This is a genomic window from Actinoplanes sp. NPDC051346 (genome assembly GCF_040682215.1).
In the GTDB taxonomy this organism is placed as follows: Bacteria; Actinomycetota; Actinomycetes; order Mycobacteriales; family Micromonosporaceae; genus Actinoplanes.
Genome location: NZ_JBFBAJ010000013.1, coordinates 280,454 through 288,256 on the forward strand (window position 1 = coordinate 280,454; position 7,803 = coordinate 288,256).

Below are 7,803 nucleotides of genomic sequence, written 5' to 3' on the forward strand. Positions count from 1 at the left end.
GCGGGCTACTGCGTACCGTGGCCGCATGGACCGTAACCCGAGGCGGCCCGCGCCGCACGCTGCCGACAGCCACGACCTGATCCGCGTGCAGGGCGCGCGGGAGAACAATCTCAAGGACGTCAATGTCGAGATCCCCAAGCGCCGGCTGACGGTGTTCACCGGCGTCTCCGGCTCGGGCAAGAGCTCTCTGGTGTTCGGCACCGTCGCCGCCGAGTCGCAGCGGCTGATCAACGAGACCTACAGCGCCTTCCTGCAGGGCTTCATGCCGACGCTGGCACGGCCGGAGGTCGACCTGCTGGAGGGGCTGACCACGGCGATCATCGTCGACCAGGAGCGGATGGGCGCCAACCCCCGGTCCACCGTCGGCACCGCCACGGACGCCAACGCGATGCTGCGGATCCTCTTCAGCCGGCTCGGGCGCCCGCACATCGGGCCGCCCAACGCGTACTCGTTCAACATCCCGTCGGTGAAGGCCAGCGGCGCGATCACCGTCGAACGCGGAGCCGGCACGAAGGCCGAGAAGGTCACCTTCACCCGCCTCGGCGGGATGTGCCCGCGCTGCGAGGGCATGGGCTCGATCAACGACATCGACGAAACCGCGCTGTTCGACGACAGCAAGTCGCTCAACGAGGGCGCGCTCACCATCCCCGGCTACAGCATGGACGGATGGTACGGCCGCATCTTCCGCGGCTGCGGCTACTTCGACCCGGACAAGCCGCTGCGCAAGTACACCAAGAAGGAACGGCACGACCTGCTGTACCGGGAGCCGACCAAGATCAAGGTCGACGGGATCAACCTGACCTACTCGGGACTGATCCCGGCGATCCAGAAGTCGTTCCTGTCCAAGGACGTCGAGGCGATGCAACCGCACGTCCGCGCCTTCGTGGAGCGGGCGGTGACGTTCACGACCTGCCCCGACTGCGGCGGCACCCGCCTGAGCGAGGCCGCCCTCGGGTCGAAGATCAAGGGCAAGAACATCGCCGACCTCTGCGCCATGCAGATCAGCGACCTGGCCGACTTCGTCCGCAAGCTCACCGAGCCGTCGGTGGCCCCGCTGCTCGCCGGCCTGCAACATCTCCTCGACTCGTTCGCCGAGATCGGACTCGGATACCTCTCGCTCGACCGGCCCTCGGGCACCCTGAGCGGCGGCGAGGCCCAGCGCACCAAGATGATCCGCCACCTAGGATCGTCGCTCACCGACGTCACCTACGTCTTCGACGAACCGACGATCGGGCTGCACCCCCACGACATCCAGCGGATGAACGACCTGCTCCTGCAACTGCGGGACAAGGGCAACACGGTCCTGGTGGTCGAGCACAAGCCGGAGATGATCGCCATCGCCGACCACGTCGTCGACCTCGGGCCCGGCGCCGGCACCGCTGGCGGCGAGGTGGTCTTCGAAGGCACCGTCAAGGGCCTGCGCGCCGCCGACACCCTGACCGGAAGGCATCTGGACGACCGCGCCACCCTCAAGCCATCGGTACGCACACCGTCCGGCAAACTGAGAATCCGCGGCGCGAAGACTCACAACCTGCGCAACGTCAACGTCGACATCCCGCTCGGCGTCCTCGTGGTGGTCACCGGCGTGGCCGGCTCGGGCAAGAGCTCCCTGATCCACGGCTCGGTCGCCGGCGGCGACGGGGTGGTGTCGGTCGACCAGTCCGCGATCAAGGGCTCCCGGCGCAGCAACCCCGCCACGTACACCGGCCTGCTGGACCCGATCCGCAAGGCGTTCGCCAAGGCCAACGGCGTGAAACCGGCGCTGTTCAGCGCCAACTCCGAGGGCGCCTGCCCCACCTGCAACGGCGCCGGCGTCATCTACACCGACCTGGGCATGATGGCCGGTGTCGCCACCACCTGCGAGGACTGCGGCGGCAAGCGCTTCCAGGCGGCGGTGCTCGAACACCACTTCGGCGGCCGCAACATCAGCGAGGTACTCGCGATGTCGGTCACCGAGGCCGAGGAGTTCTTCGGCGCCGGCGAGGCCCGCACGCCGGCCGCCCACGCCATCCTCGACCGCCTCGCCGACGTCGGCCTCGGCTACCTCAGCCTCGGCCAGCCCCTCACCACCCTGTCCGGCGGCGAACGGCAGCGGATCAAGCTCGCCACCCAGATGGCCGGCAAGGGCGCCGTCTACGTCCTCGACGAGCCGACCACCGGCCTGCACCTCGCCGACGTCGAACAGCTGCTCGGCCTGCTCGACCGGCTCGTCGACTCCGGCAAGTCGGTGATCGTCATCGAACACCACCAGGCGGTCATGGCCCACGCCGACTGGATCATCGACCTCGGCCCGGGAGCCGGCCACGACGGCGGCCGCGTTGTCTTCGAGGGCAAACCCGCCGACCTGGTCGCGGCCCGCTCCACCCTCACCGGCGAACACCTCGCGGAGTACGTCGGCGCTTGACCCGGGTTTCGCGGGTGGGTTCGGGAGCCCCGCCAGCCTTAGCCGGTTGGGGCTCCCCGCCTCGTCGCCGGGCACCGGTGATCAGCTGCCACCGCCACCTCCCGGGATGTCAGGCCCGCGCGGCGCGTACTCGAAGGCCGCGCTGATCTGGCGCGTCAATTCGGCCACGGCCGCGCGATCAGCGGCTGCCCGGTCAGTGGCCGTCGCGTTGGTCAGCCCCGGCGTGGTAACCAAGAACGGGCGGGCCCACACGGGTGACTCGTGGTCACCGGCTACCCACTCCCGTACCCGGCCAAGCGCCACCAGATCGCCGAAGCCGGCGACCGGGCCGTTTCGGCACGCCGCGACGTACGCCCGCACCTCGGCCGCCGCCGCTGATCCGGCGGGGGTGAGCACCCGACTGAACGCCGACATCACCATCAGCGCCGTCGCCATCAGCGTTGCGAACAACACCGGCAACGAGCCGACGCCCTCCACCCAGCTGGGCGCGCCGAGTCGTACGAGCGTGTGCAGCAGCCACATGAGGAACCCACCGATGAACGGGATCATGCTGGCCAGCAGCAACGGCCGGACCGAGACTTCGGTGCGCCACCACCCGGCTGCCCGGGCGCGCCGCCGAGCTGCCCTTTCCAGCACTTTCGCCTTCCCGGCGAATCTCCGCAGCACCGCTTCCGAGCCGTAGCCTTCGGGGAAGAGCACGCGCAGAAGTTCCGCGTCCGCCTCGCCGGCTGCGGCGACCTGGTCGGTGAGGGCGACGACGATTTCCCCCTCGTCGCCCGGGCGTATTGTCAACACACCGCGTTCCACCAGATCCACGAGGTGTGCCGGCACCGCCGGACCCCGGAGCCCGAGGTCGTCAGGGAACCCGGCTATTTCAGCCAGTAAGCGATCGGCGGGGCGGTCGCGCATTTGCCCTCCCTTGCAGGCTCGGGCCATTGACCGAGAATGATCTTCTACGTTAGAAGATCCGGTCAATGACCAGCGCCCGTTGCCTTCAGGCGCACGATCCTTCGAATAACGCTCGGCGGGTCGCCGGATCGCTGGCAGACTGCTCCGCCGTGGGCAACTCGGCGACGTATCGCATCCATACCGGCGAAGATGTGCGGGAGGCCTACGCGATGGCGCGGGGCCTGCTGGCCTTGGCGGAAACCACCTGTAACTGTCCGTCGTACATTTCCGCCGACGTGCAGACCGGCACACACGCGGCGCTGGACCGCTACCTGGTTCTCGATTCCGCCTCGATGGCGCTGTCCGTCCCGGCGGACCTGGTTTCACCGGTGACCGAGACGTTGCGGCCCCACCGGGGACCGAACGACCAGCCGTCGCGGCGCCGGGACGGCGGCGCGTACCTCAGGACGAAGCTGACACCCGCGGTCATCGCCGCTCTGCGGCGGTTGCCCCCGATGGCCGCGGAGATCCTGACTCCCGACGTGCCGCTTTCCAGCGACCTGCCCGACCGACTCCTCGCCGTGCTGAACGCGGACTCCGCGACGATCAGCTGGCACGCCTGCTGGCCGGAAAGTCACAGTCACGACGGTTTCGAACTCGGCGTCAACGGCGCCGAACTGTGGCATCTCGAGACCCCGGCCGGGCACAGCGTCTATGTGCACGTCTCCCCCTGGCGGCCGGAAGACGCGCACGAGCTCGCTGCGAAAGTCGGCGGTCGTGTCATCGGGGAACCTGCCACCGGCTGGTGAAGTCAGGCGGCGGAGAGGGCGAAGCGGGTCCGGGTTCGGCCGCCGATGCTTGTGAGGGCGCCTCCGGCGGCGAGGCGGGCACGGGCCGCGTCGGCGGTCAGCACGTGCACTCCGACCGTGCCGTTCGCGCGGGGGTTCCAGGCGGTCAGCCGGCCGTGTCGGTCGAGGGCCGCCAGCTTGATCCGGGAGGCGTAGCCCGCCGGGCAGCCGAGCTGGCGGATCGTGCTGGTCGTCCGGCAGTGGTCACGGCCGCCAAGCTGGACCGCGACCCGGAAGGTTGCGCGACGGCTCACGGCACCGCCGCCCCGGAGCGCCGCTTGCGCCGGTACATGGCCTCGTCGGCCCGGGCGACCAGGAACTGGACGTCGTCGCCGGCCGTGCCGAGCGCCCAGCCGACGCTCGCCCCCACCCGGTGCGTTCCGGTGCCGGCCGCGATGGGCTCGGCGATCGCGGTCCGCAGGCGCTCGGCCGTCTCGGCGATGGTGGCGGCCAGGTCGGCGCCGGTGAGCACGGCCACGAACTCGTCGCCGCCCGTCCGCGCGATCACCACCTCACCGCCGCGCAGCTGGCCGCGCAGCCGGCCGGCGACGACCCGGAGCACCTCGTCGCCCGCCTCGTGACCGTCGGCGTCGTTGACGCGCTTGAAGCCGTCCAGGTCCACGACGAGCACGCCGATCTGCGTGCCGGACTGTCGCGCAATCGCGTCCGCGCGGGACTTCAGCAGGGTCCGGTTGGCCAGCCCGGTGAGGCTGTCGTGGGTGGCGGCGTGCTGGGCCTCGGCCCGGCTGCGTTCCAGCGCCGAGTGCAGGCGGGCGTGCTGGATGGCGATCGCCGCGTGCTCGGCGAACAGTGCCAGAATCTCCTGCTGTTCGGGCCCGGGCTTGCGCAGCCCCTCGGGCAGGTCGACGCTGAGCACCCCGACCCACTCCCCCGAGGGCGCCATCAACGGGGCGAACAGGCAATCCTCCGGGTGCCATCCGTCCGGGTCGTCGGTCGCCTCGATGTCCGGGGTCCAGGTGTAGAGGCTTTCCGGCACGCCGGTGCGGTGGTCGACGAAGTAGAGCGCCCCCCAGCGTTCGGAGCGGCGGAAGAGCTCCTGCCAGCTCTCCGCCGAGCCGCGGGTGCCGAGCAGGTCGCGGCGCAGGTCGTCGCTGCCGGCCACGGCCACGGTGGTGTAGTCGCCGTTCGGCTCGGCGAGATTGACCGCGGCCAGGCCGAATCCGGCGGCCTCGACGACCCCGCACGCCACGGCCTCGAGCGTTCGGGTCAGGTCGAGGCTGGCGTGCACCCGCTTGGTGACCGCGTGCAGGGTTCGGAGCGCCTGCAGCTGCGCGTCGGCAGCGGCCATCCAGCCTCCCTCCACCGCGTCCTGATCGACTGACGGTAGTCCATACCGTCACCCGCCGTTGCCCCAGGGAATTCGATATCGGACACTGCGCCGGTATAGAAAGATCATCGGACATGACGATCACCCATGACGTAGCGGGCGACGGCCCCGCTGTCGTCCTCGTGCACTCCACTGTCTGCGACCGCCGCATGTGGGACCCGCAGGTTCCCGCGCTCACCGCGGCCGGCTATCTCGTCGTGCGGTGTGACCTGCGCGGCTTCGGCGACAGCCCGGTCCCCGACGGCCCGTACGACAACGCCCGCGACGTCCTGGACGTGCTGGACCTGCTGGCGATCGAGAAGACGGCCCTCATCGGCTCGTCGGGCGGTGGCCGGGTGTCGCTGGAACTGGCCGCCCGCTGGCCACACCGGGTCTACGCCCTGGCCCTGCTGTGCGGCGCGGTCGCGGATCACGAGCCGAGCGAGGAGTTGCGCGCGTTCGGCGGGCGCGAGGACGAGCTGCTCGAGGCGGGCGACGTCGAGGGCGCCACCGAGCTGAACGTGGCGACCTGGCTGGGCCCGTACGCCGATGACGCCACCCGCGCCCACGTCCGGCGGATGCAGCGGCACGCCTTCGAGGTGCAGCTCGCGGCCACCGAGGAGTTTCCACCGGTCCGCACCCCGGTGGAGCTGTCCGCGGTCACCGCGCCGAGCCTGGTCGTCGCCGGACGCCACGACCTGATCGACTTCCGGGAGATCGCCTCGCGGCTGGCCGCCGGGCTGCCGGGCTCTCGGCACGTGGAGCTCGACTGGGCGGGGCACCTGCCCAGTCTGGAGCGGCCCGAGGTCGTCAACGACCTGTTGCTCGACTTCCTCGCCGACACCCGGCCGTCGCACTGACCAGATATAGTCACGGACGTCGATGCCTCCTCCCGGAAGGCGAGTGTCCCTTTGCGACTATTCACCGTGGCCGCCCTCTGCGCCACACTCCTGAGCGTTCCTCAGGCCGCGACCGCCGCCCCGGCGGGCTGCTTCGACCGCGCGGCCGCGGTCACCTACGAGGAGAGCCGCATCGAGACGCCGGCGCTGCCCGGCGGGACCCGTGTGCCGTACCACCTGGTCGACGTGGGCGGGTTCAGCCCGTACGTGACGGCGTTGCAGCGCGATCTCTGCCGTGCCTCGTCACCGGAGGCCACGCGTCGGCTGCTGGAGGCGCACGGCACACGGCTGTGGCAGACCGCCGTCGCCCGCGCGCAGGGCCGTCTGACGATGGGCACGATCGATCGGTACGACGACCGTCCGCTGTACTGGTCGCGCCTGATGGGGACCCGCGACCTGCGGCAGTGGCTGCCGCGGTTCCCGCTCACCGACACGGACCGCGCCACCCTGCTCCGGACCTATGAGTACGCCTCCCGCGGGGTGTCGCACACCACCTTCGGCGGCGGGGTACGGCGGGTGCTGGTCAGCGGCTTCGACCCGTACCAGCTGAACGGGGAGATCCGCCGCTCCAACCCGTCGGGCGGATCGGCGCTCGCGCTCGACGGTCTGACGTATCGCAACGGCGCCGAGACGGTCCGGGTGCGCGCCGTGGTGCTGCCCGTGACCTGGAGCGGCTTCGACGCCGGCATCGTGGAGGACGCGTTCGGACCGCACCTGAGCGCCACCGCCACCGAACGCGCCGACCTGATCATGACGATCAGCCAGGGCAACCGCGGGGTGATGGTCGTCGAGCAGTGGGCCGGCGCGTGGCGGGGCGGCTATCCGGACAACAACAACGAGGGCGAGGCGGAGCTCATCCCGCCGGCGCCGCGCTGGCCGCAGCCGTCGCCCACCCCGGAGTTCATCGAGACGACGCTGCCGCACCCGGCGATGACCGGCGCGGGGACGGGTCCGTGGCCGACCACCCTCAATCCGCGCAGCTGCGAATGGCCCGCCGGCACCCGGCCGACCGGCCCGGTGCGCTGCGGCAACGACGGCCCCTCGCCCGGCGGCCAGGCCCAGGCGGGTGGCGGCGGCAACTACCTGTCGAACGAGAGCATGTACAGGTCCAACCGGCTGCGGCGGGAGCTGGGGGCGACCGATGTGCCCGGCGGCCATCTGCACATCTCCGCCCTGGTCTACCCGGCGGACCCGCTGGTCGTCATCGACGACGCCTTCGCCACGGACCGCGCCGCGACCATCGAGCAGACGGTCGCCCTGGTGCGGGCCGCCGGCGCGGCGGCGTAGCACACGCGAAACGGCCGCCCCGCTGAGCGCGGGACGGCCGTTTTCGTGCGTCTGAGGTCAGCCGAGCAGCGTCGGCAGCTTCTCGAACAGCTGCGTCGTGTACGTCATCATCTCGTGCAGCATCCAGTTCCCCGAGAACAGGATCGCCGC

7 protein-coding genes are annotated in these 7,803 nt (G+C 70.9%); 4 read left to right on the forward strand and 3 right to left on the reverse strand.

The features are described 5' to 3' along the window. Window positions 1–25: 25 nt before the first annotated feature. Window positions 26–2,404 (forward strand): excinuclease ABC subunit UvrA, encoded by a 2,379-nt coding sequence (locus AB0M36_RS29595; protein WP_364163882.1) that lies wholly within the window; start codon window positions 26–28, stop codon window positions 2,402–2,404. A gap of 81 nt (window positions 2,405–2,485) precedes the next feature. Here the strand turns inward: AB0M36_RS29595 and AB0M36_RS29600 are convergent, their stop codons facing one another. Then, a complete protein-coding gene (locus AB0M36_RS29600) occupies window positions 2,486–3,313 on the reverse strand; it encodes a hypothetical protein (RefSeq protein WP_364163885.1) in 828 nt (275 codons plus the stop codon). 149 nt (window positions 3,314–3,462) lie between these two features. Between AB0M36_RS29600 and AB0M36_RS29605 the strand changes: the two genes are divergently transcribed. Beyond that, the gene (locus AB0M36_RS29605) at window positions 3,463–4,101 is read left to right on the forward strand and encodes a hypothetical protein (protein ID WP_364163888.1); all 639 of its coding nucleotides are present in this window, start codon (window positions 3,463–3,465) and stop codon (window positions 4,099–4,101) included. Window positions 4,102–4,103: 2 nt separating this feature from the next. Here AB0M36_RS29605 and AB0M36_RS29610 read toward each other — a convergent pair whose 3' ends face one another. Both AB0M36_RS29610 and AB0M36_RS29615 read right to left on the reverse strand, forming a co-directional pair. After that, entirely contained in the window at window positions 4,104–4,394 is a 291-nt protein-coding gene (locus tag AB0M36_RS29610) for a hypothetical protein (RefSeq protein ID WP_364163891.1), read from the reverse strand. Next, window positions 4,391–5,449, reverse strand: coding sequence for a diguanylate cyclase (locus tag AB0M36_RS29615; protein ID WP_364163893.1), 1,059 nt, complete (start codon window positions 5,447–5,449; stop codon window positions 4,391–4,393). Before AB0M36_RS29615 ends, AB0M36_RS29610 begins: the two co-directional genes overlap by 4 nt. Window positions 5,450–5,562: 113 nt before the next feature. Between AB0M36_RS29615 and AB0M36_RS29620 the strand changes: the two genes are divergently transcribed. Then, window positions 5,563–6,327 carry an alpha/beta hydrolase gene (locus tag AB0M36_RS29620; RefSeq protein ID WP_364163896.1) on the forward strand — a complete coding sequence of 255 codons (765 nt, stop codon included), beginning with the start codon at window positions 5,563–5,565 and terminating at the stop codon, window positions 6,325–6,327. A gap of 51 nt (window positions 6,328–6,378) precedes the next feature. Then, window positions 6,379–7,653: a hypothetical protein gene (locus tag AB0M36_RS29625; RefSeq protein ID WP_364163899.1), complete on the forward strand. Its 1,275-nt coding sequence runs from the start codon at window positions 6,379–6,381 to the stop codon at window positions 7,651–7,653. Window positions 7,654–7,803: the final 150 nt, after the last annotated feature.